The organism is Citrobacter sp. Res13-Sevr-PEB04-36 (genome assembly GCF_015672735.1).
In the GTDB taxonomy this organism is placed as follows: domain Bacteria; phylum Pseudomonadota; class Gammaproteobacteria; order Enterobacterales; family Enterobacteriaceae; genus Citrobacter.
The window spans coordinates 129,428-150,970 of sequence record NZ_JADABY010000031.1 but is presented as its reverse complement, the minus strand read 5'-3'; the positions used below and the strand labels follow the sequence as shown (position 1 = coordinate 150,970).

Annotated in this window: 30 protein-coding genes and 1 pseudogene; 1 reads left to right on the top strand and 30 read right to left on the bottom strand. The window is 52.4% G+C overall.

What is annotated here, in order from left to right; genetic code table 11:
• Positions 1 to 2 precede the first annotated feature (2 nt).
• The 30 genes and pseudogenes from IMQ48_RS09800 to IMQ48_RS09655 form a co-directional block, all read right to left on the bottom strand.
• Positions 3 to 869: a tail needle knob protein gene (locus tag IMQ48_RS09800; RefSeq protein ID WP_196208877.1), complete on the bottom strand. Its 867-nt coding sequence runs from the start codon at positions 867 to 869 to the stop codon at positions 3 to 5.
• Positions 869 to 2,287: a packaged DNA stabilization protein gene (locus IMQ48_RS09795; protein ID WP_196208876.1), complete on the bottom strand. Its 1,419-nt coding sequence runs from the start codon at positions 2,285 to 2,287 to the stop codon at positions 869 to 871. Before IMQ48_RS09795 ends, IMQ48_RS09800 begins: the two co-directional genes overlap by 1 nt.
• Positions 2,247 to 2,750 (bottom strand): packaged DNA stabilization gp4 family protein, encoded by a 504-nt coding sequence (locus IMQ48_RS09790; protein WP_196208875.1) that lies wholly within the window; start codon positions 2,748 to 2,750, stop codon positions 2,247 to 2,249. Before IMQ48_RS09790 ends, IMQ48_RS09795 begins: the two co-directional genes overlap by 41 nt.
• On the bottom strand, positions 2,734 to 2,988 hold the full coding sequence (locus tag IMQ48_RS09785) for a hypothetical protein (RefSeq protein ID WP_196208874.1): 255 nt from the start codon (positions 2,986 to 2,988) through the stop codon (positions 2,734 to 2,736). The genes IMQ48_RS09790 and IMQ48_RS09785 overlap by 17 nt, the downstream gene beginning before the upstream one ends.
• A gap of 53 nt (positions 2,989 to 3,041) precedes the next feature.
• Entirely contained in the window at positions 3,042 to 4,334 is a 1,293-nt protein-coding gene (locus IMQ48_RS09780; protein ID WP_117343720.1) for a P22 phage major capsid protein family protein, read from the bottom strand.
• Positions 4,334 to 5,248, bottom strand: coding sequence for a scaffolding protein (locus IMQ48_RS09775; RefSeq protein ID WP_117343719.1), 915 nt, complete (start codon positions 5,246 to 5,248; stop codon positions 4,334 to 4,336). Before IMQ48_RS09775 ends, IMQ48_RS09780 begins: the two co-directional genes overlap by 1 nt.
• A gap of 13 nt (positions 5,249 to 5,261) precedes the next feature.
• A pseudogene (locus IMQ48_RS09770) lies at positions 5,262 to 7,432 on the bottom strand (portal protein).
• On the bottom strand, positions 7,433 to 8,932 hold the full coding sequence (locus IMQ48_RS09765; RefSeq protein ID WP_196208873.1) for a terminase large subunit domain-containing protein: 1,500 nt from the start codon (positions 8,930 to 8,932) through the stop codon (positions 7,433 to 7,435).
• Positions 8,910 to 9,398: a DNA-packaging protein gene (locus IMQ48_RS09760; protein ID WP_196208872.1), complete on the bottom strand. Its 489-nt coding sequence runs from the start codon at positions 9,396 to 9,398 to the stop codon at positions 8,910 to 8,912. The genes IMQ48_RS09765 and IMQ48_RS09760 overlap by 23 nt, the downstream gene beginning before the upstream one ends.
• A 2-nt stretch (positions 9,399 to 9,400) precedes the next feature.
• Positions 9,401 to 9,787 (bottom strand): hypothetical protein, encoded by a 387-nt coding sequence (locus IMQ48_RS09755; protein ID WP_196208871.1) that lies wholly within the window; start codon positions 9,785 to 9,787, stop codon positions 9,401 to 9,403.
• A 2-nt stretch (positions 9,788 to 9,789) separates the two neighbouring features.
• Complete coding sequence (locus IMQ48_RS09750) at positions 9,790 to 10,032, bottom strand: DUF2560 family protein (RefSeq protein ID WP_182269456.1); 243 nt, start codon at positions 10,030 to 10,032, stop codon at positions 9,790 to 9,792.
• 63 nt (positions 10,033 to 10,095) lie between these two features.
• The gene (locus IMQ48_RS09745) at positions 10,096 to 10,374 is read right to left on the bottom strand and encodes a DUF2829 domain-containing protein (RefSeq protein ID WP_172971197.1); all 279 of its coding nucleotides are present in this window, start codon (positions 10,372 to 10,374) and stop codon (positions 10,096 to 10,098) included.
• A 185-nt stretch (positions 10,375 to 10,559) separates the two neighbouring features.
• Complete coding sequence (locus IMQ48_RS09740) at positions 10,560 to 10,766, bottom strand: lysis system o-spanin lipoprotein Rz1 (RefSeq protein WP_196208870.1); 207 nt, start codon at positions 10,764 to 10,766, stop codon at positions 10,560 to 10,562.
• A 225-nt stretch (positions 10,767 to 10,991) separates the two neighbouring features.
• Positions 10,992 to 11,432, bottom strand: coding sequence for a lysozyme (locus tag IMQ48_RS09735; RefSeq protein WP_196208869.1), 441 nt, complete (start codon positions 11,430 to 11,432; stop codon positions 10,992 to 10,994).
• The gene (locus tag IMQ48_RS09730) at positions 11,419 to 11,724 is read right to left on the bottom strand and encodes a phage holin family protein (RefSeq protein ID WP_122008274.1); all 306 of its coding nucleotides are present in this window, start codon (positions 11,722 to 11,724) and stop codon (positions 11,419 to 11,421) included. Before IMQ48_RS09730 ends, IMQ48_RS09735 begins: the two co-directional genes overlap by 14 nt.
• A gap of 320 nt (positions 11,725 to 12,044) precedes the next feature.
• A complete protein-coding gene (locus IMQ48_RS09725) occupies positions 12,045 to 12,824 on the bottom strand; it encodes an antitermination protein (RefSeq protein WP_196208868.1) in 780 nt (259 codons plus the stop codon).
• Positions 12,821 to 12,943 (bottom strand): hypothetical protein, encoded by a 123-nt coding sequence (locus tag IMQ48_RS09720; protein ID WP_196208867.1) that lies wholly within the window; start codon positions 12,941 to 12,943, stop codon positions 12,821 to 12,823. The genes IMQ48_RS09725 and IMQ48_RS09720 overlap by 4 nt, the downstream gene beginning before the upstream one ends.
• Complete coding sequence (locus tag IMQ48_RS09715; RefSeq protein WP_370551845.1) at positions 12,940 to 13,542, bottom strand: recombination protein NinG; 603 nt, start codon at positions 13,540 to 13,542, stop codon at positions 12,940 to 12,942. Before IMQ48_RS09715 ends, IMQ48_RS09720 begins: the two co-directional genes overlap by 4 nt.
• Positions 13,532 to 13,702 carry a NinE family protein gene (locus IMQ48_RS09710; protein WP_032612199.1) on the bottom strand — a complete coding sequence of 57 codons (171 nt, stop codon included), beginning with the start codon at positions 13,700 to 13,702 and terminating at the stop codon, positions 13,532 to 13,534. Before IMQ48_RS09710 ends, IMQ48_RS09715 begins: the two co-directional genes overlap by 11 nt.
• Positions 13,702 to 14,139, bottom strand: coding sequence for a recombination protein NinB (locus IMQ48_RS09705; RefSeq protein ID WP_196208865.1), 438 nt, complete (start codon positions 14,137 to 14,139; stop codon positions 13,702 to 13,704). The genes IMQ48_RS09710 and IMQ48_RS09705 overlap by 1 nt, the downstream gene beginning before the upstream one ends.
• 206 nt (positions 14,140 to 14,345) lie before the next feature.
• Entirely contained in the window at positions 14,346 to 15,086 is a 741-nt protein-coding gene (locus IMQ48_RS09700) for a hypothetical protein (protein ID WP_196208864.1), read from the bottom strand.
• Positions 15,083 to 15,319: a hypothetical protein gene (locus tag IMQ48_RS09695; RefSeq protein WP_115257959.1), complete on the bottom strand. Its 237-nt coding sequence runs from the start codon at positions 15,317 to 15,319 to the stop codon at positions 15,083 to 15,085. Before IMQ48_RS09695 ends, IMQ48_RS09700 begins: the two co-directional genes overlap by 4 nt.
• A gap of 1 nt (position 15,320) precedes the next feature.
• Positions 15,321 to 16,184 carry an ead/Ea22-like family protein gene (locus IMQ48_RS09690; protein WP_196208863.1) on the bottom strand — a complete coding sequence of 288 codons (864 nt, stop codon included), beginning with the start codon at positions 16,182 to 16,184 and terminating at the stop codon, positions 15,321 to 15,323.
• Entirely contained in the window at positions 16,181 to 16,438 is a 258-nt protein-coding gene (locus IMQ48_RS09685; RefSeq protein WP_196208862.1) for a DUF4752 family protein, read from the bottom strand. Before IMQ48_RS09685 ends, IMQ48_RS09690 begins: the two co-directional genes overlap by 4 nt.
• Positions 16,435 to 16,902: a hypothetical protein gene (locus tag IMQ48_RS09680; RefSeq protein WP_196208861.1), complete on the bottom strand. Its 468-nt coding sequence runs from the start codon at positions 16,900 to 16,902 to the stop codon at positions 16,435 to 16,437. Before IMQ48_RS09680 ends, IMQ48_RS09685 begins: the two co-directional genes overlap by 4 nt.
• 122 nt (positions 16,903 to 17,024) lie before the next feature.
• Positions 17,025 to 17,480 carry a helix-turn-helix domain-containing protein gene (locus IMQ48_RS09675; RefSeq protein ID WP_196208860.1) on the bottom strand — a complete coding sequence of 152 codons (456 nt, stop codon included), beginning with the start codon at positions 17,478 to 17,480 and terminating at the stop codon, positions 17,025 to 17,027.
• Complete coding sequence (locus IMQ48_RS09670) at positions 17,480 to 18,913, bottom strand: DnaB-like helicase C-terminal domain-containing protein (protein ID WP_196208859.1); 1,434 nt, start codon at positions 18,911 to 18,913, stop codon at positions 17,480 to 17,482. The genes IMQ48_RS09675 and IMQ48_RS09670 overlap by 1 nt, the downstream gene beginning before the upstream one ends.
• Positions 18,903 to 19,799, bottom strand: a complete 897-nt coding sequence (locus IMQ48_RS09665; RefSeq protein WP_196208858.1) for a DNA replication protein — start codon at positions 19,797 to 19,799, stop codon at positions 18,903 to 18,905. Before IMQ48_RS09665 ends, IMQ48_RS09670 begins: the two co-directional genes overlap by 11 nt.
• Positions 19,800 to 19,974: 175 nt before the next feature.
• Positions 19,975 to 20,274, bottom strand: coding sequence for a CII family transcriptional regulator (locus IMQ48_RS09660; RefSeq protein ID WP_196208857.1), 300 nt, complete (start codon positions 20,272 to 20,274; stop codon positions 19,975 to 19,977).
• Positions 20,275 to 20,394: 120 nt separating this feature from the next.
• Complete coding sequence (locus tag IMQ48_RS09655; RefSeq protein ID WP_196208856.1) at positions 20,395 to 20,610, bottom strand: helix-turn-helix domain-containing protein; 216 nt, start codon at positions 20,608 to 20,610, stop codon at positions 20,395 to 20,397.
• Positions 20,611 to 20,708: 98 nt separating this feature from the next.
• Here IMQ48_RS09655 and IMQ48_RS09650 point away from each other — a divergent pair, with 98 nt between their 5' ends.
• Positions 20,709 to 21,341 carry a LexA family transcriptional regulator gene (locus tag IMQ48_RS09650; RefSeq protein WP_196208855.1) on the top strand — a complete coding sequence of 211 codons (633 nt, stop codon included), beginning with the start codon at positions 20,709 to 20,711 and terminating at the stop codon, positions 21,339 to 21,341.
• Positions 21,342 to 21,543 lie beyond the last annotated feature (202 nt).

Genomic DNA, 21,543 nt, shown 5'->3' with positions numbered 1-21,543 from the left:
GGTTACTGTTCCGCTATGATTTTGATGGTCGTTGCGGTGAAGACCGCGCCGTTGGCCTGAATGGTCAATGTGCTGCCGTTGGTGGCGAGGAACCCGCCCTGGTCGACACTGAAAAAAGTAGAAAGAAGAATGTTGCTGGTAGCTGTTGCTGCGTTACGGCTGTCAACAAGCGTGTCAGGAACCGCTCCAGAGAAAGTCAACTGCATAGATCGGTTTGTCGTTCCCCCAGGCCAGGTTCCGACGATGGATAGCTTGAAATTAAGCGTCTTGTTCTCGTTAAAGACAACCATTTTGTTGGATGTCGTATTGAAGAAAGGTGCTAGCGTTCCTGACGTCGGCGTCAATGCCTTGAGCATCGTCACCAGGTTGGTGGCGGTAGTTGGGATAACCTGCGATATGCCGGTATAAACCACCTCTGACTTCTTGCGCGTTACAGCGTATTCAAGCGCATCTATCCGAGTTTCGTGGTCTGCCAGCTCCGCCTCATTGGCAGTGATGCGCGTCTCATGGTCTGCCAGCGTCGTCTCAATGTCAGCGACTTCATCAATCAGGAGATCGACATCGTTACGCAAGACATCAATCTTACCTTCTGCTGTCGTCAGCCGTACATCGAGCAACTGAATAGCATGGGTGTTGGCGGTGATCCTCCCCTCGTGGTCAGCAAGGGTAACGTCCTGCTCATCGTTCTTAACCTGCGCATCGTATGCGCCTTTTCCGGCTTCGTTAGCCTTTCCAGTAACGCTGGTGAAGTCAGCAGCCTGAGACAGAATATATTGCTCATACGCAGGGCTATAACCAGCTGGTAATGATTTTGCACTTAAGCTAATTGCCCTAATCATTACCGGATTATTTAGGGACTCATCAGCCATCACTCAATCCTTATCTGGCAGCCTGACAGAGTTACAGGTGATTTTGTTATGATTCGAATCTTGAAGCCGATGTTCTTTCGAACCCTTCCAACCCTTCGCCATATCTGCCTTTTGTCATACTGGAAAGGTGCATTCCATGGGACCATCTGCTCCCTTCCATAATTTATTCCGTCAGTGGTTGCAGAATAAAAAAGTCGTTCAGCAAATTGAGATACTCCGGTAGAAGACTCAAGTTCAAGATCGAAAATGCGCCCGTTGTCCGCCTTGAATAGCGGCGTGAACAACAAAAATTCCTGTTGTTTTTCATACTGTGAAGATATGTCGAACTTGAGCGCACCCTTCACGGGCTCCAGCTTGTCGCCGCAGGTTATCGAGTTGCCTTCATACATGAAGTCGATAGCGCGGTACACATCGTCATGCAGTCCTGTTTTCAGGATGCACCACTGGGCCCCGTTCAGTGATGCTGTGCCGTCGTATACCAGCACATGGCGCGGCAGGTGGATCATCAGCAACTCGTGAGAGTCGAAGCGCAATGACTCCATCACCACTGTGGATAGCTCGGATGATGTGTAGCTGCGGATTATCTTCTCGATGCTGGCGGTGGCGATCGGAGTCGCCCGGCCCGAGTCGATGATATATACCGACGGTGCACCGGTAGCAGGGTTGCTGACGATGGCATACGCATCCATGAACACGCATTTACAGAATGTACCGGCGATACCTTTCGGCACCATATATGCCAGGTTGGCAACGTACAGCGCCGCGCCTGCCGTGCTGGCGCCAGTCAGTGAGAAGAACTCTGTTGTTGTGGCACCGAAGCAAACAACGAAATCACGCCATGTACCAATGCCGATGATGCCGTCGGGTTGCGACTCGGCCCGGTACTCCGCCGCGTTACGGTCAGGGTGCGACTCGTCCTGCAGGTCAGAGATAAACCATGAATCCGTCCCATCCTTCGCCCAGGCATAACGTCCGCGCAGCCGGGTTACGTCACGCGCGGATCCGAGTTCGTACTGAGTGAACCCGCTATCAACAGGCCAGTTGGCAATCGTCTTAACCGTTCCGTCATACCGGTACTCGACGATATTCCCGTTCACACAAACAGCCTGAGACGTGCGACCGTGCGCCAGAGATACGCGCGCCGAACCGCCAACATCACCAACCGTTGCGTCTGACCGGTATAGCTTGCCACCCATAACGCGATATACGGCATTCTGAGAGGTGTTGTACTCTGCCCCGCGTGATGTTCCAGCAACGTCTGATAGCTTCGTTACGCCGGGGAATGAGCGAAGATAGCCCGATGCATTGAGCACCTCCTTCGGCGTCGCCAAAAGGTTAACCGGAAGGAAGTCGATATAGTCGGCGTTGCGAAAGTCTTTACCCGTTCCCTTCATCAGAGGAAGTTGCTGGATCGGCATCTTGTTTCTCTCCCGGGAAGAAATGCCATCCATTCAGGGTGGCTAATTGATTTCCGCTGCCAATAGGCATACGGCTTGGATAAGGTGCGCGTTTGGCGCGTGATATAGCGGTCTGCTTGTACAGCAACTCTTTGCCGTATCTGGCGGTGGTGATAATTTTTGCTGTCGCTTCCAGCGCGTAGTCTGGAGCAATACGGCAGGCCAGATTGTGGTATACGGCACTCACTGCGCTCGAACGTAATCCGTGGTCATCGCCTTCGGCTGGAGGATTATCCGGGTCCGCGAATACATAGCCGGTGATAATGCCCTTTCCGTCCTGGTACCACTCAGCCATCATCGACTCAAGGTCATCTACCGCATCCTGCATAGACTGCGGTTCAACGTCGGTTAGGGTGGCGTTTGATGCAATTGCTAACTTGCGCAGCGCCGCTCTAACCAGGTCACCTTTAGTTGCTATCAGCATCTTTATCCGCCTTAGGTTTTGGCCCCGGCTTGTTCTTTGGCTTAACTTCTGGCTCTGGCTCTGGCTCTGGCTCTGGCTCTGGCTCTGGCTCTGCAAGAGAGTTCACCAGATCATCAGGATGCGCAAACCAGCCAGCATCGAGATATTCCTGCAGATCGTCTTCCTGGATAATCTCGAAGTCGTAGCCCACACCCTTCCACTTCTTCATCTCGCCATGGCGAAATACCATCTGTGTCATGCCTTGCTCCAGAATGAAAAAAAAGGGGCCAAAGCCCCTGGGTGGTTTAGTTATTACGCCTGACCAGGAAGGCCGACGACGATTGCTTCCGGGCGAACAGCGCAAGCTGAATACCAGACCGCGATACGGCACTTACCAGTCAGGGTGTTGATATCACCCTGGGTAGCAAAGATGCCGTTAATGCCAACGCCAGGAATGCTGAACGACTGGGTTTTCATGCCAGAGAACAGCTCATGGTTAAGCGGGATCGGCTGTGACAGCAGTCGAATAGAGTCATCAGCCCAGCCGATGTTGGCGGTGGTCGTGGTGGTGTTCAGCAACGTGATCGGTGCAGCTGCAGCCAGCGAAGTGTTCACGTTGGCGTAGGCCTTCTCTTCCGCAGTCAGCGCGGCGTCGTCGAGAGCTACCGGTTTCGGAGTGATCTCGATGTGAGTACCATCGATAACACGGGTGATAGAGAAGGTGGCGTCGTCGGTGAGGACGTTCTTCGCCATCTGCGACAGGTATTTCACGCCAGCAAAGCTGATCTTGTCGCCACGCTTCAGGCCCGCAGATGCTGATACAACTACCGTTGCGACACGGTTATCAACGTTCTCGTTGTTGCCGTCGGTGTCAGTAATGTAAGCCTGTGGCTTAAACTTCTGCGCGCCGGTGACGGTGATGCCGGTGACGGTGGAACCAACGACAGTTGGCAGTTTTGGCGAACGCAGGACGTCATCAAAGCCAGCAACTTGCTTCTGGATCGTTCCGTTGCGATATGCCTCTTCCGGTACGCGCCCGAAGATATCGCCAGCAGTCAGATCACGACCGGACTTGCGATAGTCAGATGGGTTCAGGAAGTAGCTGATGCCCATGTCTCGGTTAAGTTCGCGCGCAAACATCAGTTCTTCAGCGGAGGACAGGAAATCCCAACCGCTCAGGCCGGTAGCCGGACCAATAGATCGCGAGTCATGCACGACCAGTGATCCCATTTCCGTGGCCTGCTTGGCGATAGCCGTTTCGATGTTGTTCGCCAACTTCTTGGCTGATGCCTGGATGCGACGGCGGTACGAGCGCTCATCACGCAGATCGTCAGCGCGCAGCTGGAAGAAGTCGTTATCCGGCAGGCCCATGTTGCACTTAACTGACAACTCCAGAACGTTGGTTGACTTGTTGGTCAGATCCCAACCTTCCTGAGTTGGCGCTTCCTGCTCGAGTGGCATCCAAACGGTGTTACCGGAACGCTGCATTGAGTCAGCTTCCGGGGTGTACTTGGTGGTTTTTGACGCCATTGGCGTCAGGTTTTGAACAGTCTCGATGATCTCATCGATTGCATACGTGACCAGTTGGCCTTCTTTTAAGCTCATTATTTGATTCCTTTAAGCTGAGATTTCAGCTGGCGGTAAAGCACTACGTCGCCTTTGTTAGCTGCGGCTTCCATCTTCTTCTGGAGCGCTGCAACGTTGGCGGCGACGGCCTGGCCCTGCACCGGTTCGTCAGGGGCTGGGGCTTCGGATACTTGCTTACCGCGCGGCTTGAGAGTTAAACGTTCAGAGAGTCGAGTGAGTTCAATCAGCGCTGACTGCCCATCCATCGACAAGATTCGACGGGTGGTCTCCGGGTTTGCACCCAGGTGATATACGAGCGCCGCGGATTTCTCAGGGAAGAGGCGCATGATATCGACGGTTACCTGTGGCGGAACCATCTGAGAAAACGCATCTTCTTTCGCCTGGTAATCAGGAAGGTTGAGTTTTTCCGCAGCGTCGTAGTGTTTACGGGCTGCCTCGACGTGTTGCGTTGATTGCTGGGTGTACTCCTGAGTCTTGCGCCCCTGCTCGGCTACCGCATTGCTGCGCGCGTCCTGAGCTTTGGTACTCCATTCGTTATTGGCCTGCTGGAATGCAGCCGACGCCATGGCAGTGTCACCGTTGTACTTGCTGTATAAGGCATCATCACCAAAGAAGTCGTTAACGTTTGGCTGTGGAGGGAGATCTGGGGTAACCCGTAAGTTCTCCGGCAACTCGCCACGCTTAACAGCTTCCGCCTGTTGCTCAAGGTCGCGTTGACGCTTGCGCTCCAGGCGCTTAGCTGCAAATTTCGCGTTGGTTTCCGGGTCTTGTTTCTGCTTACCCTCATCGTCACTCAGGACAACATCGAAGCCTGTATCCAGTTCTGCGTTATCGTTGGCATTATCGATAACTAAGCCATCAGCGGGTGCGGCCGCCTGAGTGCCGGACAGGGTTGAGTCTTCAGTTGCCTGAATTACGTTGGTATCTTTCATGTTTAGCTCTCTCTTATTGAGGAATCTCGGCTACGCCGCCGGAGGGGGTGTTTGTCTCTGCGATTGCAGGAGGTTGGCTACGTCCAGCTGCTGCTTATGCCGCTGTCCAGCGCCTTTGAGTAGAAGATCTGCGTTTGCTCGCGCATCAGCAGCGCTTTCGTTCTGAGCGCGCTGCATGAGGTCGAGGAAGTCGCGGAATGCGGCTTGCTTATCGAGATCCATGTTGTTGAAGATTTCAGCAATCTTCGCCTGGTTGAGCTGGTTGACACTTTCAACCTTGGCTGCGTCAACCTGCAGTTGCTGTTGCTTAACCTGCGCGTTGAGTAGATCGGCCTGACCGGTAAGCAGGACACCTTGAGCCTGTAGCTGCTCTGGTGATGGCTGCTGCGGTTGCTGTTGCGCCTCCTGAACCATCTGCATTTCTTCAGGTGTTTCAGGTTTCTTAAGGCCCATCGTGACGAGTTGCTTGTTCGCGTACTCTCGCATCATCTCGACACCCTTACCGTCGAGCAGCGTGAAGTACTGGAGCAGCAGCATCTGCCATTCCGGCGTGCCTGGCGGAACCTTGGCGAGCAGCTCCTGAATCTCTGCGCGGTTCTGGTCTTTCATGCTCTGGAATGACGGGCCAACGTCGGTATAGCACTCGTACCGGCCGCGAATATCGTTGAGCGTCACCACCTGCCCGGACTGATAATCGACAACCTGAGTAAGCAGTTGAACCTGCTTCTCGCTGCCGTCTTCCAGCGTCATCATCACGTTGCGCGGAACGTCGTAGATGTCGTTAACCATCGAGGCGTAAATCTCCCCGTCACGGCGCATAGCAGTGGCGAGGTTATCCTGAAAGACGTACGTCTCAAGGTCGGCACGCATGTTGAGCTGGTTGACGGTATCGAATGCCACCTGACCGTTAGCGGCGTCAGCATCAACACCCATCGTCGCAACATGATTAACCGACTGAGTTGCGGCTTCAAGCATGTAGGCGTTGGCCTGAGGAACGGCTGGCTCCTCCATGTATGCAACCGGAGTAGGTGGCAGGTCGCCACCATTCTCGTCAGTTCTGTTGATCAGGTAATACGGGTAGGCATCAGTGCCGCTGTACATGTGCTCATATCCGGCGATCTGCTCGGGATAGAAGAACGGCTTCTTCTGCGGGTTTCGCGCGACGATGTCAGCGTTGAACGACATGATCATGTTGCGCAGGCGTTGCCCGTCTTTCGTCAGGCGAACTACACCCTCATACACCTCTTTGTCGCCTGCGAATGACCACTCGCCAAAAACCGGCACAATCGGGATATGCTCACCGGCGATAAGCTCGCGATCCTTCAACACTGAGGTGCAGGTGATGATTGATTTGTACACCCGGCGCCGGGTTACTTTCTTCTCCGCCACCTTCTGCATGCCGCGCTCGGCCAGTTCGTCGATCACATCTTTGATGTCACGCTTGAAGTAGCTGACAGGTTCGCCCGTCATCGGGTCGATGTAGATAAAGACAGTTTCTTTCTTCTCTTCTACCTCGTAATACTCGCCGACGTAGACAACATCTTTGCTGATCCACGGGAAAAGCCAGTTGCTATCAGGTGACTGAAAGCTAGGCATTTCCTCTTCATCAAGCCCATGCTCTTCAGCGTACTGTTTCCAGCCGTCCGTGCTCATTGGGTTGATGATGGTGCAGTGCCGGGCATCGCTCTTGTCCATCTGCTTACTGTTGCAGTCCCAGATTACATGGGAGCAAGCTTCGTGGATCGGAACGCGACGGATCACCTGGTTATTGCTGGTCGGGTCCTGGTCTTCGTGCTCAGCAACCAGACGCCAGGCACCTACGCCAGCCTCAATCTGCTCACGAACGCCAACGTTTACCGATATCTTCGCGGTGTTGTGGCGCATATCAGTACGGTACATGCCCATGAGGACATCGGCACTATCAGGTGCTGCGCCATCCTTCGGGCGGTACATGACATCAATCGGGTTCTTGCGCATCTCAGCGACGAGCTTACGCACGACAGGACGGACAACATCGAATTGCCCGCGGTACTGCAAGGTGGTGTATTCAGATAGCCAGTCATCCCATTGACTAACCCGGCTGAAATACAGGTCGTTGGTCGCCTCGGTTCTGGCTTCATCACTCGACATCCAGTCCATGTCGAACTTGCACAGGATGGAGTTGAGTCTTTCGTTATCGGCCATTTAAGTTCTCCGTGCGATGGGCCTGATTGGTGCTGGGGCTTTCTTCTCTTTTGGCTTCTTAATGTCCCGCATCGTTCTGGCAAAGCGGCGCATCATGTAGGCGTATCGAACAGCCGAAAGCACGTCATCATTGAGCTTGACGATCTTCCCGTTCTCATCGCGGTGGTACAGGCGAAACTCTTCGAAGAATGGTTCGCAGGTGTTGAACACTTTGAAGCGACCATCGAGCATCATGTCGCGCAGTTCGGTGATACCAGGCTCGACGGCGTTGCCGCCATCAGGCCATGTCGCGTGCTCTGGCAGCATGCTGAATCCGGCGTCGGCGTACTGGCCTTTTAGCTGCTCACCGCCACCCTTCTCATGCTGGTTCCCATCGTGTGGCCACGAAGTGGGTATTTTCTGCGCCCAAGCCTTCACTGCGCCCCACGCCTGCACAGCCGTTTGCTCTTTCTTCTTCCACGTGCGAGCGACGTAGATGGTGTCTGCGTCTTTATCCCACCATAGCTGAATCTGTGCCTGAGGGTGATCCCAGCCAAAGTCCATTGCGTTGATGACGTAGAAGTGTTCAGGGCATTCGAACGGCTGGCACTTAATGGTCTCTTCCGGTATCTGGAATATGCGGCCACTACCCATCGTCGGAATACCACGGGCCCGAGCTTCACGCTCATGCTCAGGATACGAGGCGACGATCTGCTCTTTCTGGTCGTCGCTGTAGTGGTCTGCGTCGTAGATTGTCATGGTGACAACCTTCTGCGCCTTGCTCGGGTTCTTGATGAATTTGGTAACGACGTCTGACATACCCATTAGTGGGGTAAACGTCAGCATTGAGAACTGACCGTATTTGTTGGTACGGGTCAGGCCTTCACCGTAGATACTGTATGGCGGCTCCTCATCGAACCAGACGCCGTGGATTGTGTCACCCTGCCAGCGGGCGCGGCCCTGTGAGTACGGCTTGAAGTAGCAGATGGAGATGCCATCTTCTGCGCCGTCGGCGTTGTGGTGCTTAATCAGCAGGTGATCGACAAGGTTTGGGAAGAATGGCGACTTCTTCCAGCTAATGATGTCCTCTTTCGGGATTGACCCGTAGCCAGGCTCATCATTCTCTTCGATGCGACCGCACAGAATGCGCTGTGTCGTCTTCGTTACGGTTTCGTTGGTCTCACCACCAACCCAGAATACGACGGGCTCATAGAAGCGTTTACCGCCCCACGATTCGCCATATGCTCCATCAGTCGGATAACCTTTCGTGCCGGGATAGCGGCCGGTGAGATGGAACGCCACCTCTGCGCCGCCAGTGTAAGACTTACCCAACTGGTTACCGGCCATGAAGCAACGCTCAGGGAATTCAGATCCAGCATCAATAAACTCACGCTGTTTGCCATACGGGGAGAACTCATACAACAGGTGAGTTTCCCGGTATCGCTCCTCTTCTTCCAGTTGCTCAAGCAATTCTATCTGCTCGTCTTCTGTCAGCTCATCAAGTATCGCGTCCAGTTCCACGGCTTAGTAACTCCTTGATACGAGAGCGGCGCTTATCGCGATCTCCCTTGTCAGGTGTCACGTCTTCAACTTGCGACTGCTCTTTGAGGCCCAAATCACGGGCGATGATATTGGCGTTAAGCAGGTCAGCAGCTGCGCCAGAGAACTTCTGGTCGTAGATGATTTCCTCTGCTCGCGTAGTGACCGTAAGAAAATCTTCGCGAGCCTTATACGTCGCCCATGTCTGCCTGGTGATATCGAGGAAAATAATCATCCCCCCGAGTGTCATTGCTCGCATCTTGGCGATCGGCTCTTGTGTCACCTCACCCTGATACGAAAACGCCTTCATCTCCCACAGCGGATTCTCTTCCACCCATGTGAAATACTCACAGCATGCATCCCACAGCGCCTCAGGCGACTCGAACTTCGGGTTGCGCCCATGACTACTGCGGGCCTCCCAGAATCGGTTACCCTTTGGTGCTGCCATAGTTACTTACCTTCTGTTGTGATTTCCTGAATGGATGGCAGGAAATGGCTAAACATGCGGTCAAGCATGTAGCAGTAGGTTTCGTTAGCGTCGCCAGGATAAGTGGTTACACCAACATCTCTGCACACGTAGAATGCAACGTGAGCACACTCATGAACCAGTGTGGCCGCATCACCATTGAATACACCAAGCAGGTAAAGATTCTCGCCTGTTTCGGTATTGCAATATGACTGCGTTGCACCCGCGAGCATTTCATTGCCACCACTATCAACGCCAAGATGGGCGCAAGCATGCTCCCACTCTTCCTTTGACCGGCAAAGATAGACATTGGCGCAATGGAATAATGGGACGAAGAACCGGGGTAATTTAGGCCACTTCGCCTTTGCCATGGTTATGCTCCGGTAGTGAACAGGTCCAGTGCTTCTTTAGCTTCGCGGATCGCCTTCTCAGCACGAGCCAGCGCGGTACCTTCACCGGCAGCCAGTACCAGTTGGTCTTTGAATAGCTCAAAGTTCAGCTTGCTACCCTTAACGAAGGTGATTGCCTTTTCTGCTGCTGCGGTATCACTCTGCACCAGGCGAAGGATGTCGAGGTTCATCTGCTGTAATTCTGTCAATGCGGTAATCTCTGCCATTGTTGGCTCCGGTTGTTGGGATAAGCCATTATCAAGCGCCCCAGTAGAGACGCTTTGGAATGGCTATTCCGCTACGGGTTCAGCAAGCCAGTCTTCGGCAAACAGATCGCCTTGTGATGGCACCCAGCCCGGCTGCATATGGCCTTGTGCATTCTTCAGGTCGAGATGAGGCTGAATAGTGAATTCGCCGACGATACCAGCGCGCGCATAATCAGAACCAGGCCGCGCCTCGCTTACTGTGTAGCCGCCAGCTTTGATGACGAATTGACCCTTGCCATTCCAGCCTTCACGGTAAATCTTTGCGCCGCTCTTAACGGCCTCAAGTGCTTGTCCAAAATTCATTGTCATATCCTGTGTGTTCGTTGGGTTGTTCGCCGCATTGCCACGTATTCCCATAGTTGCGCCGCCACTTCTCGTCTGTTCCGAGCCGTCAAGATAGTGATCACCTCCTACGGGGTTACACAATCTGGTCCTTGTCGGGAGGATTCATTTCAGGCACTGCGTGTTGATGTATTCCTGCAGCGTTCTCAGTGATGTTTGGTCACTGACGATTCCGGATCGGATACCGAGAACGTTTCGTCCAGCAACTGGAGAGAGTTCGATGGAGGCATCATTGCCCATGCTGGAGGTGCCGGTGGTTTTGGTTGTGGCAGACACTGGACACTTGCCTTTGACGAGCACCCGGCCACCATTATCAAGCTTGCGCTGCAGAGCAGCATTCTCAGCATTCGCATCAGCGAGCTCCTTCGTGTATTTGGCATCCAGAGCAGCAACATCACGCTGGCGTGTCTGCATGTCTTTAATGGTGGCGTTCGCCAGGCTGAGTTTCTCAGTGGCCTTATCGCGCTGGTCTTTGTAGTTGATAGCGTTGTCGCGGTAGTGGTTCACGAAGAAAGCCAGTGCGCCGATTAACGCCAGCACCAGCAACTGCAGCCAGTAACGCTTAACCAGTGCGCTAATCATGACAGGAACAGAGCTCGCTCTGCCTCCCGCCGACGGGTCAGCCCGTTCAGCACTTTGCCACCAGCTTTATTCCAGCGCAGGAACTCATCGGCAGCGCCAGCATAATCACCGGCGTTGAGTTTTCGCAGGAGAGTCGATGTCGACAGTGACCTGGCGCCAAGGTTATACGTGAACGACACCAGGGCGTCGAATTGCCCCTGAGTCACGCCGACTTTAACCAGGCGGGACACGTCACTTTCGTAGCTGACCAGTCCGGTCTTCAGCAGACGTTCTGCTGTTTCCTGCTTAATCGTCATCCCGGCGCGGATTGGTTTCCCGTCAACAGGCTGAGTCCAGCCATAGCCGATCGTCCAGACGCCAACGCTGTCCTGGTACGCGGTAAGCTTGCAGCCTTCGAACTCTTTGATCAGGGCAATGCCTTTATCACTGGTTTGCATTCTTCATCCCCGTCAGGCGTTCCCAGAAGTACGTCAGTGCCACGGAACCCATCGCCCCGCTAATGCCTGAAGTAACCAGAATCATATAAAGGCTAAGCCCGCTTTCAACGCTGATCAGGCCACCAATGAGACCGGTAAAGCCGGACACTGCAATTTGCGCCAGCGCGTTGATCCAGCTCCAGGTGGCTTTGTTCTGCTTAACGTCAATAAGGTATCGGACAAGCCCGCCCCAGCATGACAGAGCAAGGACAATCAGCCATGACACTCCGGCAATGCTTTCTTTATCTTGCATACGTTTAGCCATATCACCTCCGAAAAAACGGGGTGCTGTTTGTAGTAAGGGATCAGGCCCTCGGGACGATTTAACAAGTAGGCATGTCGAGGATGGTTCACGGGGCCTGGAATAAAAAACCTGGCGACAAGCCAGGAAGGTGAGGGTGTGGCAATGTCAGCTCTGCGGCTGAAGATACCCTGGCTGGGATTTGGCAATAAAAAAGCCCGAGGCGTTAACCTCAGGCTTGAATTCTTTACCGTAACAATTCACGGATTTTTAGTGTTAGGGCGATGATATTCTAACTTTCGTCATTATGCAAGCTGCAATCGTTATCGGAATCAAACTTTGCTAGTAACTTTCGATAAAATCGCATTTGCCGCTGATTCCGCCTTTTCAATCTCTGCAATTAAAGTCTCATAGAATGGCTTAACGGCCTTGTCCCATACACCTGGTGAAATAGCGTCAGTAAACTGGCGGATGGATCGATAGCAGGACGCTGCCGGAAGGCGCTCATATCCCCTGCCTGAGCATTGACGGCAAGCGCTCATAACTGGAACACCCTGCTCCTCTGACTTCTTGCGATCCAATGCCATACCTCTTCCTCTGCACTTCACGCAGGATGTTGAAATGACGCCTCGGCCACTACATTTCTTGCACGTCTCTTCTACCTGTTCATTCGCTGTTTTTGCAGGCGTTTTTTCTCCACATCCGGGATGCTTAACTACCAGTGTTTCCTTCCTGATTACGCCGCGACCTTTACAGCATGAGCAGGTAACCTGGCTGGCTGCTGACCGGCAATAATCCTGATATGCAAAAGTTGCGAGAGTTTGCAGAACCTTGCCCTTAACATTAGTCTCAAGCTTGCGAATGGCTGCCACCTTATCGCAGTGCTTTATCCCGTATTGCATTAGCAACTGAACGGATTTCTTTTTATCAGCATCACTCAGATTCATCTTTCCGCTAAAAGCACTGAATCCAAGCGGGGCGCGACTTTGCACCATGCCGAATGCCGCCATAACATCAGTACCAGTTAAAGAATCTGATGTGGTCGCCCTTGGTGAATCTGATAGTTGCGGTGATTTAGGAGAGTGAAATTTAACTGTGCTTTCAAGATTCATGCTGCTTCTCCTAATGGCTGTTTGGTTTTGGTCTGGTTCTGGCTGTGCTTTGCTACTGGCGGCAGGTTGGCGCGCATGACGCTTTCGGCCTGGTATCGGGCTATCTGGTCACGGGTCATGCTGCCTCCTGCTGTTTCAGTTCTTTGAGTTTTGCGCGGTACTCATCTCGGATCCGGATGTAGTCGTCGCGTTTCCATTTCGGTAATTCGTGCGGCCCCATCAGGGCATCAAAGCGGGATTGGCCTATCTTGGCGATAAGTGCTGGCTGATAGGCGATCAGGTTGCCTGAAAGGTGGTTATTACAGGGGGCACACTGGCGATGGCAGTTGTCTTCGTTAAAGCGCAACTCCGGGTTAGCGCCGGTCGTGCGGAAGTGTCCTGCGTGGTATTGCCCGTCATGGTAGCGACCGCAGCTGATGCATGGCTGATGCCGATCCCGGTACCGGATAAACTCGTTGAAAGCCTGCTGTGCCTGCTTTGCGAAGTAACTTAGCGGCTTAACCTCAAGGCGTTTTTTGGCCTGGCGATCCCTACTCTCTTTCTCGGCCTGATGCTTCTCCCTGATGCGCTTAGCCTCAGCCTTAATCTTCTCCTTGGCACGCAACTCCAGCGCGTAGATAGCGCCGTGAGCCGGGCAGCACCATCGGATGTTGTCGTATTGCGGGGTGAACTTCTCTCCGCACACCTTGCACTTACGGCGGGCTGGCTTACGCATGATTTCTCCTCGCTGCCAGGCGCAGCCATTTCTGATCGACGAGACGGGCGGTGTAGCCCTTGAGGGTTGGGATTTCAGATGGCTTCAGTTCCGGCTTGCGCTTGCGGCGAGTCCGGACCCGGTAGATTTCGTTGGTGATGATGCGAGCGAGAGGGCTAGCCATTACGCAACCCTCCCGAAGTAATCACCTGAGTAGCGAACTTCACGGAGTTGCACGCCGTTTTGCACAGCAAATGCCTGGCTGTATTCGATGAGACTGGTCATGCGACGGATGCCCATCTTCGCAGTGCTTTCCCGGATGGCGCAGAACTCCCCTTCCAGACCCGGCACCACTTCACCAGGCTTACCGGTGGCAATGGCATGGCCTGAGACATACAGGACTTTCCATGAAGCGAGGTCGCGCGACTTGCCAGCCCATTGCAATTGCTTCGCTGTATCTCCACAGAGAGCGTGGAAGAGGTCGTTTTGGGCGAGAGTGCGGTCAGCCTCAGAAAACTTCACCACGAGCGGCAGAGCGTCGTTAACGGGAAGCTTCCTGATGTAGCCGATGAGGTTATCGCGAACGCGTTCGTCGCGGAGGTAGAAAACAGGCTGTTTCATACGCCACCTCCGAGAGGTAACGCAGAATGCAGAAAATCGCAGGTGCATTTCTGCATCTGTGACAGGTGGTTTGAAGTACTCTTTGTGTTTCGCATCTAATTTCCCAATCAGATGCAGAGGTCACAACCAGTTGCTCAGACTGGCTGCGACATAATTATAACACTAATTTTGAGGGTGAGTAATGTTGCTTGACGTTGCGTTATCTATCACTTATCCCCTTCTGACAGTTTTTGCATAGCACCGGCGTAACGCTGCATTCCATGTTCAAGCGCGGATTTCACCTCCTGCTGCGGTGCTGCTGGGTATGCACTACCTTCCTGCCCCGGCTCGTTACTTCCAGTGCAATCATTCCTGTGGTCATTGGCATGCGGACAGCGCTTGTTTCCGCAATCCGGGCAAACGACGAATCGCATGTCACTCATTGTTACGGGGCGGCAAGTGCGACACCAACAATCCGTAGTTACCGGATAGTTGCCAGCCTGAAGCATGGCGGCGCGGCAAGCTTCATCTATGCGGCATTGAATACGAGACAGCAACTGAACATCACCACCGAGAAACTCATGTCGGCGGTTTACGTCACACATAATTTCTGTGGCCACCTCAAGCGCAATCGTATCGAAATGCTGAGTTATCGATTTGTTGTCAGGCACTACTGGCGCTGGCTTGGCGGTGTATAGCGGCGTCGAATGAAGACCCAATATTCCCTCAGCATTAGCAACGTAATTTCCGTCAGTGGTTAACTGGTCACCGGTACGAGCGTGAACTATCCACGCTACAGGCTCCGCATCCTTCACTGCCAGCACTTCATCAATCACCTTCACAGCATCAGCCATTGCGTAGCCGAGATTACCGCCGTCGCTTTGTGCTGCTGCTTTGCTGAGTATTTTGCTTATCTGATGCAGGCGATCGAGTGATAATGGACCGTGCGCCGGGTGGTTAGTTGTCATGGGTTAGTCCTCACGGTTCTAAACAATACTGATTGCTGAAAGCCGGTAAGAAACCATAGCCCATCGACTCGCTGGCTCATCTCGTACCAGTCTTCCGGGTTAAGGTCGGACACGAGGTCGTCACCACAAATACAAATATCAGGTCCGCGTTTCTCGGAATCATAAATATCACCTGGTGAAAACCACTCAGGATTAGTGGAATGAACGCACTCCATTTTGGTTACGTCAGCCATCTCAATCCCCCTTCACGCCAATGCCAGCGGCGGCGACACGTGATTGAATATCTGCTTTCGCAACACCTTCCCACTTATCGCCATGCTCTAGGTAAATGCCAAGAAACCAGTGGATAACAGCGGCCTGTTCATGCTCAGATTTACGTCTGATTTCGTCGCCACTTTTGCGCATAAGCTCCGCCAAGTGTGAGCATGTAAAATTAGGCCGGCCTAATATCGCGATCAGGTCATCATTCAGCGGGGGCAGTGTTACCTCCCGAGCCTCCAGTTCAGCGATGCGACTCCGTGCCGTCGAAAGCTCTGATATGTGCTCATGAAGGCTCTCGGTCGCAGCTTCAAGCGCATCCCAGTCAGGGTTGAAGTTGGCTAGCTGTGCCATCCGGCCTTTCAGAAAACCGATGCGCTTCTCTGCGGCTTCCAGCTTGGCCTCAGCCTCTTCTGCTCTTCCCCTCCAGATGGCGCGTCGTCTATGGGTGTGGTCTAAAGACTTCTGCATCTCGTCTACCTCCCTAAACGCCTCTTCTCGACCAGCGCATGCGCGGGCAAGCTGCTCCTTCATCTCGGTTGCATATTTTATTGCTTCGTGGGCCTCTTCCTGATTTGCAATGAATCCCTGCTGTAATTCATCTTTTTCATGCTGAGCGGCTTCCAGTTCGTCCAGCAGCGCCAGGACTGCTTGAGGGTTGGCAGCGGCGATGAATGCTGCATGAACCTTTAGGCAGTGCTGGGCAACTGCATTCACCCCAACCTTTACCTCATAGCCTCTCGCGCCTTTGTGCGGCTTATACGCTTCCCATTTTCCAAATGAGGCGATGTTTGCTGCATTAGCCGCTTCACGCAGCGCCTGTTTGTTGAGTGCTGTCATTGTGCTGCCTCCTTGCGAAACATCAGTATTGTCAGGTCGCCTTTGGTGGCTAGGCGAACGGTAGAGCCAGGTTCCAGGCTGTTAAGCTCAAAGGCGTCATAAAACTCATTCACAGCTTTCTGGCGGCGAGATTCCTTATGACGCTTGTCCCACTGCCTCAGAGCATTTTTGGTAATCCACTGGCCTGTTTTAACCATGATGTATGCCCATCCAAGAATGGCTAAACCTGTATTGAGATAAGTGGCGATGCTCATTTGTCGGCCCCCTCGCGCAGCAACTCTGCGTATTCAGATGCCGCTCTGCTTGCTCTGGCTTTCCAGCCGGTTGTAATGTTGTTGTCTTTGATTGCCTCTTCAGCAAACATCAGAGCAAACATCTCCACACCCTGCGCCCGCACTTCAGCCAGGAAAGCTTGATATGCTGGAATCTGCAATACAGCCAGTGAGCGAATCATCTTCTGAACTTCTGGCGGGCATTGTTCGTAATGGTCGTCGGTGATGAATACCGCTTCGTTGTGAATTTTATCTACAGCGCTTAATTCCGCTGCCAGTTCCCTGCACTTGCTCTCTGCGTTAGCGAGCTGTACTGCCATGCCTGTGAGTTTTTGCTCGAGCTCTGCGTAATCGCTATGCCGAACCATGTCAGTGCAAAATGATTCGCCAATAACTGGAGGTGAAAGCTCGTCACTTACCAATGTATAAATTTTTACTTCGCTCATAACCCTACCCTCATAAAAAAGGCCCGCGATGCGAGCCTGTTAATCGATGTTTTTGCGTATTGCATAAAAAAGGCCGGCTATCACGGCCACGCTGGCAGATAGCTCTGCTATGTAAGGTTCAGTCATGACGCCCTGACCTCTCTCAGTGCATTGTTGATGAATGCGGTCAGATGGTTAGCGCAGCCAAATACAAACGGTGCTGATTTGCTGTATACCCACAGTTTGCGCTGACCATGCCATTCCCTGTGCAATTCGCCCTGCTTATTCAGCGAAATCAGAATCTGTGTGACCGTTGTTTTGTCCAGTCCGGTAATGTCCGAAACCTCGCCAGATGTTGAGCTACTTCCATCTTCGAAATAATCCAGAACAGCTTTCACGCGCTGATTATGTAAATCAGTAAGCCGGTAGTGATTAACCTTGTTGGTGACGCTGTGGATTTCTAACTGGCCTGATTCGAGGAGGTCGCGCACAACCTGATTGATGCGGTTAACTGGTAATTTTGTTACTGCGATAAGCTCTTTCTTTGATGCAGGCTTGTGAGTTTCAAGGTAAGTGATGATTTTGTCTTTAGCGTTCATCAGAATCCGCCTTTCTGTTTTGGTTGGTTTTCACGTCCGCGTCTGGTTGCCGCTGCGGATTGCTGGTCTGTGTCGTAGATAGCGCCGTTGTACTGGTTGCAGTAGACGGTTCCGGTGTTTCCATGACGGTTTAGCCTCAGGATTAACTCGGTTTCACCTGCCGGAACGCTGTCATCAAATGCGCCTTCTCGGTGAATACCTACCCAGTAATCACAATCCTGCTCAATCTGTCCGGTATCACGTGAATCACTTGGTAAAGGCCGCTTGTTAACGCGCTTCTCCAGCTCACGGTTTAGCTGAGTCAGCAGCACAACGACGCAACCAAGCTCTTTGGCGAGGTTCTTGAGGCCTTTGGTTATCATCCCGTATGCAAGGTCGTTACGGTCGGCTTTCTCGGCGGTCATGAGCGTCAGGTAATCCACAAGAATCATCCCGACAACGCCTTTCTCTCGCTTGATTCGGCGGCTTTCGCTAACGATGTGCGCCAGTGATAAACCGGGCGTGTCGTCGATGTAGAGCATGTCGATTTCACTGAGTCTCCCGGCGGTCGCCATGGCTTTCTTGAAATCACCGTCATAATCGCCATGGTATTGATCGTCAGCATCGTCGGTTACCGGCATATAGAAAATGCTCGGGTTAACGCCTGACTTCTGACCGACAAGCTTTTCCAGAATCTGATCGCCTGGCATTTCAAGGCTGAACATCAAGGCTGGCTTGCGTTCTCTCACGGCGCAGTTGATAGCCATCTGACCGTAAAGCGTCGTCTTACCCATCTTCGGACGGGCACCGATGACGAAGAGCGAACCTTTAACCAGCCCTTTCGGTGCAAGCATCCGATCTAGCGATGGGATACCGGTACTCATTCCACGCTGCTCACCAGATGGGTCGAATCGCTTTTCCAGATCTGTCACCCAGTCATCCATAACCTCACCGAACGAGCGCAAGCCGCGACGACTGCCAGTCTTTGAGTGGTCGGCAAGTTGGGTGAATATGCTCTGAATGGCTTCGTACTTCTCGTTGGCGCTCATGCCGTTTCGGGCGTAAAGCAACTCGGTAGCCTCAGTCATACGCTGGATGCCGTATCGTTCCATTGCAGACTCACGAACGGAGTGGGCGTAGTGGACAATGTTTGCCGCGCTGGGCGTGTTTTTCGCAATCTGGGCGATGTAAGCGAAACCGCCGATCTGCTCAGTAAGGCCTTTGCTTTCCAGCGTGTCGAACAGCGTCAGGCCGTCTACCGGTTTGTTGGCGCGGAACATGTCACGCATTTCAGCGAAAACTATCTGGTGAACTCTGACGTAGAAAGACTCTGGCTTGAGCATTGCCAGAACACGCTGTACGCGGTCGCTGTTGTCGTCATCCAGTAACAGACCACCGATAACGCTTTGCTCTGCCTCAAGGCTGTGCGGCGCAGTGATTATGCTATCGGTCATCACGCTCTCCTTCACGAACCTGCGCGTAAAGTTCCGCGTTCAGAATGAATTCGTAATTACGCTTCTGCCAGGTCTTGCCAGTTTTCTGGTCAGGGCGAGATTCGAACATCCATCGGCAGGAGGTGTGCAGGTATTCCAGATACTTCCTGAACGATGTCATACCAAATGGCTCCGCATCACCAAGCTGTTTAGCAATCGGCTTTGCCTCTCTCCAGAATTTCTGGATCAGCTGACGGCGCTTAGGAGTAATTGCCTCCCACCCTCTGGCATCAGGAACGCATTCTTTCAGTGCAGACCAGACTTCTTCGCAGGATAGCTTGGTGACTTTCCTGTCTGAACTTTCATCTGCTGTGGCGACATACTTACTACCTTTAGGTAGTAAGTTATTTAAAGACTTATTGTTTATGGACAACCGTTGGACAACCGTTGGACAATCTTCGCTGAGAGGTGCTTCGTTACTGGTGTTCCCGTTGGACAACCGTTGGACAACCGTTGGACAATTTTTTACCTGAAAATCGTCATATTTTACGATAGTTAGCAGGCTGAATTTCTTTCCCATCGAGCTAATGTGAAGCATTCCCTTTGCTTCGAAACTCCGTAGCAAACTCCTCACCTTGTTGTCAGGGATGAAGGTCTCACTGACCAGGGTTGGTCGTCCTGTAAGCATCTGCCCGCGACCTACTGTTATCGGGCCAATGTCAGTGTTAACTACTGCATCATCGTGATTGGCTTTGAGGATCAGATGAAGCCACAGGTGAACTGCCTGAGAGTCCTTGTAAAGACGGCTATCCATAAACTGACGATGTATAGAGACATACCCCATACTGGCTGCCTCCTGCGTTGGTACGGCGATATGCCTGTAATCAGCTAATCTAACGACGCCCATGCTTCACTCCTGACTTAGCCATTGCGATTCGGATAACGCCTACCAGGCGCTCTGCGAATGCCTGATTTTTAGAAGCAGCTACGACCAAACCATCAGGTGAATCGGGATGGCGACGTTCCTCTTTTTCCTGGTACTTCGTGCATTTTCGTGCCATTATTTACTCCTGATTGAGCCATCAAAATTCAATCGTTAGTTGGTCTGATCGCTCGGTTGCCGCCGGGCGATTTTTCTTTGTGAGAACAGCAGCTACTTCCTTCGCAAGACGGGCCATGTCGTCATCGACAACACCCCACTCGAGAACAGCGAGAAGCATTGATAGCTTCGGCAGCATGCTTTCCTTCCATCGCGTAATACCTGATTTATCCATCCCCAGTGCTTTGGCGATATTTGTCGTTCCTCGCATAGCAATCTGATTCAGGATCCATGACTCGATTTTTCGAGCCTGGTCTTTGTTTCGTGTCGTTGTGGTTTCCATTGAGTAAAATTCCTTTGTGTTGAAATAGTTAATGCGCATCCTGTGATGCGTAGTTGTTATCTCCACATGGGCGGAGAGGATGTGCAGCGATGTTAAAGAGCGGTGGTTCTTATCTTTGAATCAGTGCTGGGCTTGGCGGTTATCGCCAAAGAGCAGCCATTCCGGATCGCACTTAAGCGCACGAGCCAGCTCAACCAAATAACGTGGACGCTTCGTAGTCCCTGCCTCGATGGCCTGAAGGGACTGTTGTTTCATTCCTGCCAGTGTTGCCAGCTGGGACTGAGACAAATTCATCTCTTCACGTTTTTGCTTGAGGCGCTGAGAAATTGTTTCCATATCACCTCCACAGTTTTATCTGTATTCTGTGACAGTTATTTCTGTTTGTCAATTACAGTTTTAGCTGTGACTATCAAGGCATACAGAAAGAGGTATTTATGAGCCTTGCAGATCGCGTTAAACAAAAAAGAAATGAGCTTGGCATGACTCAGACAGAGGCCGCTGAGAAGGCCGGCATTCGTCAGCAGTCATGGCAGAGCATTGAAGATGGGAAAACTCTGAAGCCACGTAATATAATTGGCATAGCCAAGGCACTGCGTTGCGATGCTGAATGGCTTATGAATGGCGGCGCATTTATGCCTATGGCTGAAGTGAACAGCAGGAGAGTTCCTTTGATTAGTTACGTGCAGGCTGGTGCGCTTGCAGAGAAGAACCCTATTGAGGCATTCGACGGAAGCCTTGAATATATCCTGACAGATCTGGATTTGTCAGAGCACAGCTTTGCTTTACGCATTGAGGGTGACTCAATGGAGCCAGACTTCAAGGCTGGTGACGTGATCATCGTAGACCCAGAGGTTGAGCCTGTCCCGGGGGAGTTTGTGGTGGCTAAGAACGGCGGTGATCAAGCTACATTCAAAAAATATCGCCCTACCTTCACCGACATGAACGGCTGCCAGCACTTCGAGCTTGTGCCATTGAACGATGATTACCCTGTAATTAACAGCAGCATCCAGCCCCTGACAATCATAGGCGTGATGATTGAGCACAGGATATACCGCCGCAAGCGTTAACCTTCGTCAACCCCTTCTTACAGAACCGGCTTAGGCCGGTTTTTTTTCGTCTATACAAAAATAAATATCACTTAATTACAGGCACATATGTTTATCACGAGAATAAATACAGTTTTGTCTGTTGACGATAATACAGTTTTATCTGTATCTTTATCCCATCGGCAGGACGCACTACCGAGACACGGAACGAAGTCTCAGCTCT

Coding starts and splice junctions, on each gene's coding strand:
- IMQ48_RS09665 (WP_196208858.1), bottom strand. CDS start 19,799: ATGGGCGTCGTTAGATTAGCTGATTACAGGCATATCGCCGTACCAACG.
- IMQ48_RS09675 (WP_196208860.1), bottom strand. CDS start 17,480: ATGAACGCTAAAGACAAAATCATCACTTACCTTGAAACTCACAAGCCT.
- IMQ48_RS09710 (WP_032612199.1), bottom strand. CDS start 13,702: ATGGCTAGCCCTCTCGCTCGCATCATCACCAACGAAATCTACCGGGTC.
- IMQ48_RS09655 (WP_196208856.1), bottom strand. CDS start 20,610: ATGGAAACAATTTCTCAGCGCCTCAAGCAAAAACGTGAAGAGATGAAT.
- IMQ48_RS09735 (WP_196208869.1), bottom strand. CDS start 11,432: ATGCAAACCAGTGATAAAGGCATTGCCCTGATCAAAGAGTTCGAAGGC.
- IMQ48_RS09670 (WP_196208859.1), bottom strand. CDS start 18,913: ATGACCGATAGCATAATCACTGCGCCGCACAGCCTTGAGGCAGAGCAA.
- IMQ48_RS09725 (WP_196208868.1), bottom strand. CDS start 12,824: ATGAATCTTGAAAGCACAGTTAAATTTCACTCTCCTAAATCACCGCAA.
- IMQ48_RS09745 (WP_172971197.1), bottom strand. CDS start 10,374: ATGAATTTTGGACAAGCACTTGAGGCCGTTAAGAGCGGCGCAAAGATT.
- IMQ48_RS09695 (WP_115257959.1), bottom strand. CDS start 15,319: ATGGCTGACGTAACCAAAATGGAGTGCGTTCATTCCACTAATCCTGAG.
- IMQ48_RS09680 (WP_196208861.1), bottom strand. CDS start 16,902: ATGAGCGAAGTAAAAATTTATACATTGGTAAGTGACGAGCTTTCACCT.
- IMQ48_RS09755 (WP_196208871.1), bottom strand. CDS start 9,787: ATGGCAAAGGCGAAGTGGCCTAAATTACCCCGGTTCTTCGTCCCATTA.
- IMQ48_RS09700 (WP_196208864.1), bottom strand. CDS start 15,086: ATGACAACTAACCACCCGGCGCACGGTCCATTATCACTCGATCGCCTG.
- IMQ48_RS09790 (WP_196208875.1), bottom strand. CDS start 2,750: ATGCTGATAGCAACTAAAGGTGACCTGGTTAGAGCGGCGCTGCGCAAG.
- IMQ48_RS09740 (WP_196208870.1), bottom strand. CDS start 10,766: ATGCGAATGCTGAGAATGCTGCTCTGCAGCGCAAGCTTGATAATGGTG.
- IMQ48_RS09720 (WP_196208867.1), bottom strand. CDS start 12,943: ATGACCCGTGACCAGATAGCCCGATACCAGGCCGAAAGCGTCATGCGC.
- IMQ48_RS09795 (WP_196208876.1), bottom strand. CDS start 2,287: ATGCCGATCCAGCAACTTCCTCTGATGAAGGGAACGGGTAAAGACTTT.
- IMQ48_RS09650 (WP_196208855.1), top strand. CDS start 20,709: ATGAGCCTTGCAGATCGCGTTAAACAAAAAAGAAATGAGCTTGGCATG.
- IMQ48_RS09775 (WP_117343719.1), bottom strand. CDS start 5,248: ATGAAAGATACCAACGTAATTCAGGCAACTGAAGACTCAACCCTGTCC.
- IMQ48_RS09685 (WP_196208862.1), bottom strand. CDS start 16,438: ATGAGCATCGCCACTTATCTCAATACAGGTTTAGCCATTCTTGGATGG.
- IMQ48_RS09800 (WP_196208877.1), bottom strand. CDS start 869: ATGGCTGATGAGTCCCTAAATAATCCGGTAATGATTAGGGCAATTAGC.
- IMQ48_RS09690 (WP_196208863.1), bottom strand. CDS start 16,184: ATGACAGCACTCAACAAACAGGCGCTGCGTGAAGCGGCTAATGCAGCA.
- IMQ48_RS09750 (WP_182269456.1), bottom strand. CDS start 10,032: ATGGCAGAGATTACCGCATTGACAGAATTACAGCAGATGAACCTCGAC.
- IMQ48_RS09760 (WP_196208872.1), bottom strand. CDS start 9,398: ATGGCAGCACCAAAGGGTAACCGATTCTGGGAGGCCCGCAGTAGTCAT.
- IMQ48_RS09730 (WP_122008274.1), bottom strand. CDS start 11,724: ATGCAAGATAAAGAAAGCATTGCCGGAGTGTCATGGCTGATTGTCCTT.
- IMQ48_RS09785 (WP_196208874.1), bottom strand. CDS start 2,988: ATGACACAGATGGTATTTCGCCATGGCGAGATGAAGAAGTGGAAGGGT.
- IMQ48_RS09705 (WP_196208865.1), bottom strand. CDS start 14,139: ATGAAACAGCCTGTTTTCTACCTCCGCGACGAACGCGTTCGCGATAAC.
- IMQ48_RS09780 (WP_117343720.1), bottom strand. CDS start 4,334: ATGAGCTTAAAAGAAGGCCAACTGGTCACGTATGCAATCGATGAGATC.
- IMQ48_RS09660 (WP_196208857.1), bottom strand. CDS start 20,274: ATGGAAACCACAACGACACGAAACAAAGACCAGGCTCGAAAAATCGAG.